1 protein-coding gene and 1 pseudogene are annotated in these 3,543 nt (G+C 63.4%); both read right to left on the bottom strand.

Annotated features, from left to right (window positions below; all coding sequences use genetic code 11):
• The coding region (locus AC1DWI_RS16760) for an SdrD B-like domain-containing protein (RefSeq protein ID WP_477725252.1) at positions 1-2,378 on the bottom strand (2,378 nt) is incomplete at its 3' end.
• A 116-nt stretch (positions 2,379-2,494) separates the two neighbouring features.
• Positions 2,495-3,543 (bottom strand): annotated as a pseudogene (locus AC1DWI_RS16765) (hypothetical protein); the annotation flags it as partial.

A 3,543-nucleotide genomic window follows, 5' to 3' on the forward strand; every position in this document is an offset into this window, starting at 1 on the left:
ATGCTGTCGATCTTGGCGACATGGGTGCGTGGCTCCAGGCCGTAGAAACTGTATTTGCCTTCCTCGTCGGTCACGGCATAGGTGCCGTCTTCCAGATAAATCCGAACGCCCGGAATGCCTGGCTCACCCGCATCCTGCACACCATTGCGGCTGCAATCGGCAAACACCTTGCCGATCACGTAGGCTTTGTTGGAAAACACGCCACCGACGACCTGGACGCGAACGCTGGACCGGTTGGACCGCACCACGCCGCTGGCAGCCTGCGCCGTATTGATGCCGTCACCTCCCTGGCCGCCCACGCCGACGCGCACGCGGTAGGTCAGCGTCGGCTGTGAGCCGGAGGCAATGGCACCCACCGCAAACTGGAGGCTGGGACCCGCACCACCTGAAGGGTCTGCAAGGGGCACGCCGTTGAGCCGTGCCGTGCCGCGCACATAGGCAAAGCCGGCAGGCAGGCTGTCGCTGACCACAACACCGGGGAGTGCCCCTGCGCTGACGTTGTTGAACTTGATCGAGTAGTCAACAAAGTCCCCGATTTCTGCTGTCTTCTTGTTGGCTGTTTTCTGGATAAACAGGCCACCCGCATTCGCACCAGGATCCAGGGGTACGTCGAAATGCACAGGCGCACCCGCCACGACGAAAGTGCCCCCGTAAGAGCCCGGTGTATCGATCAGCCGACCCGCAGGCTGTATCCCGGCAGGAAGCAGCGATGGAAAGGTGAAGCCCGCCGGTTGGGTGATTACCAGCCGGTATGTGCTGTTGGCCACCAGCGGAAATTCATAAAACCCGTCGGCAGCTGTCACGACAACGCTGGGAGCCGGCGTTACCCCATCTATCTGGAACACGACGGCTGGCCCACCGGGAACCCCGCCGTTGCCGGCACCGGTGACGTCGATCAGCGCTACCGTGGCGCCGGCAACAGGCTGGTTGGTGGATGAATTGAACACGATGCCGGAAGGATCCACCAGCAGCGTGGTCGTCGCCGAGACGGTGATGCCGCCGCAGGAGGAAATCGTGGCCGTCACCGTGTCGTTTCGCAGCACTTCCAGTATGCCRTCGCCGGAAGCCACGATGTGCGTCGCCGCATTGGCTGTGGGAACATTCGGCATGATGCGGAAGATGCCAGTGTTGGGGCCGGTTTCCACAGCCGTAAAGGTTTCCGAATCTCCCGTAAGCCGGCTCACCAGCGTGATGGGCACCGTACCTACTGTCGTGGAGTCAGCGTTGCACACAGCAGCATTGGCCTGCACAAACAGTGGATGGCCCGGCGTACCGAGGGCGGTCCGGTTGGCATAAGAGGCGTTGCTGTAGAAAAGGATGTCTGCCGCGTATGCCGGCAACGGCAACACCACCATATTGCTGGTGGTGGTCAACGGTGCAGCGGCGTCAGTCCAGTCCGCATAGGCCGTGCCCGACACATTGCCCGACGCGTTTGTGTTCACGCTGACATTAAATGTTCCCTGGAACAATCCGCCCTGAGGCAACGCGGCAATGCCCCAGGCAACGGCGTCCACCGTGGCACCACCGGGTATTGCCGTGACATAGCTGTTGGTCGCTCCGCCCAGCAGGTGGTACAGCGTCTGGGCACCGGGACTGGTAGACGGCAGGGCCGAGACAAAGGCCGTGTTGACCGGCACCGGGGCGCGCAGGATAAAAAGCGTCACTGGTGCGCCATTGACAAGCACATTCGCCGGGCTGGCCGCCATGTTTCCGTTGTTGATGGCCCTTGCGGTAAAGCTGAGAGCACCACCCTGAATAGCGGTGGCCGACGAGGCTGAGTAGCTGACCTGGATTGCCGCACCATTGGTGAGATTGATCGTATCGGTGTTGGTCGCGCTGGCCCCCTGGACCTGGCTCAACGCACTCAGGGTAATCTGGGCCGTCTGGCCGGGCGTCGCGCCCGGCGGGATCTGGCCCGTGATCAGCAATCCGGCATTGGCGCCAACGGCAACCATCACAGGACTTCCGGCAGGAACCACGGGTTCACCCGCATCCACTAAACCGTTGCCATTGACGTCCAGCACCACCTGGAGATTGAGCGGTGTGAAGGCGCTGCCGCCGGACACACTGGCCGTGATCAGGTAGTTCGTGGTGCTGTTGCCGCTGTTGGCAAGGTTATGGTTGATCGTGAATGACGAACCTACGCCGATCAGCAGGTTCTGGCTGGATGCCAGCGTGAGCGCTTCAAGCGTCGCCACCGTGGTGTTCACGGTGTTGGAGTTGAGGTGAACCGTCAGGCCCGTCGCCGCGTCCACAAAAGTTGCTGTCGCCGTGTTGCTGATCACCGTCCCTGCCGGGGTCGGCGCTGCCTGTGCTGCTGCCCAGAAGAGCAGCAACATGCAGGAGATCAGCAGCTTGCGCAGCGGGCGAGGAAGCATGGTTGATGGGCTTGTTGTTCGGTTTTCGACAGGGCGTCGCTTTCCAAAGGGCACGCGGCCGTGCCCTTTGAAAAGCGGGGAAGCTTTCGCTTCCCGCGCTTGAGGTCAGTCCCGGGTTAGGGGTTGATGCGTACACCGAAAGTCACGACAGCCGACTGACCAGGGGTCAGGGTGCCGATCGTCGCGGTGACGGTGCCCGCTGCGCCTGCGGAGGGGCCGGTCACGGTACCTACCGTGCTTGCCGCAGCGCTGCTCAGGGTGGTGTAACTAGGCGTCGCGTCGGACACCACAACGGAGGTCGCATTCGCGGATCCGACATTGGTTACGGTGATCTGGTACAGCACGCACTGGTTGGGACGGGCGCTCAGGGTAGCTGCCGCGTAGACCGTGCCACCGTTGGCGCCAGCGCAAGCCGTGTCCAGGGATTGCGCCTTGGTCAGCGTCAGGTTGCCGGCGATCACGGTCGTACTGTCAACCGCAGTAGCCACGGCAGGAACCGTCGTCGCGTAGCTGCCATTGGTGGTCGTGACCGTGATGGTCGTGGCGTCCACTGCACCGGGGGTTGCGCCGCTAGGAGCGATCACCTTGTTGAACACCGTGATCGATGCACCGGGAGCCAGACCCGCAGGCAGGACGCCCGCGGCATGCAGCGTGCTGCTGATCTGAGGGTCGGTCGCGTCGAGTACGCCGTTGGCGTTGGCATCGTAGTACAGCGCGGAAGTCCAGCCGGCCTGGTTGTCGGCGCCGGCCAGGGTCAGCGTACTGACCGTGCCGTTGCCTTCCAGCACGTTGCCGGTATTGGTCAAGGTGTGGCTGTAGACGTAGGAGCCGCCTGGATAGGTCTGGCCGGCGCCGTTGGGCGTGAGGGTCACCGAGCGCACGGCGTTCACGACCACCGCGTCATGCAGCGTGTCCGAAGCGTTCGACGTGGGCGACAGCGTACGGAAGTACAGCTGCGTGGTGCCCGCTGCAAAGCCGGCAGGCACACCCACCACCGCGCAGACGACAACGTTGCCGGCGGCGGCCACGGAACCCGTGTTGGTGATGGTCGCACCCGTGGTCGAGCAGTTTCCTGCGCCGCCGTCGGCGCGGAAGCTGACCGTCCAGCCGGCCGGCAGCGTCACGCTGGCAAAGGTATTCACCGTGCTGGCGCCCAGGTTGTAGC

Source organism: Polaromonas sp. P3_C2, from assembly GCF_056402675.1.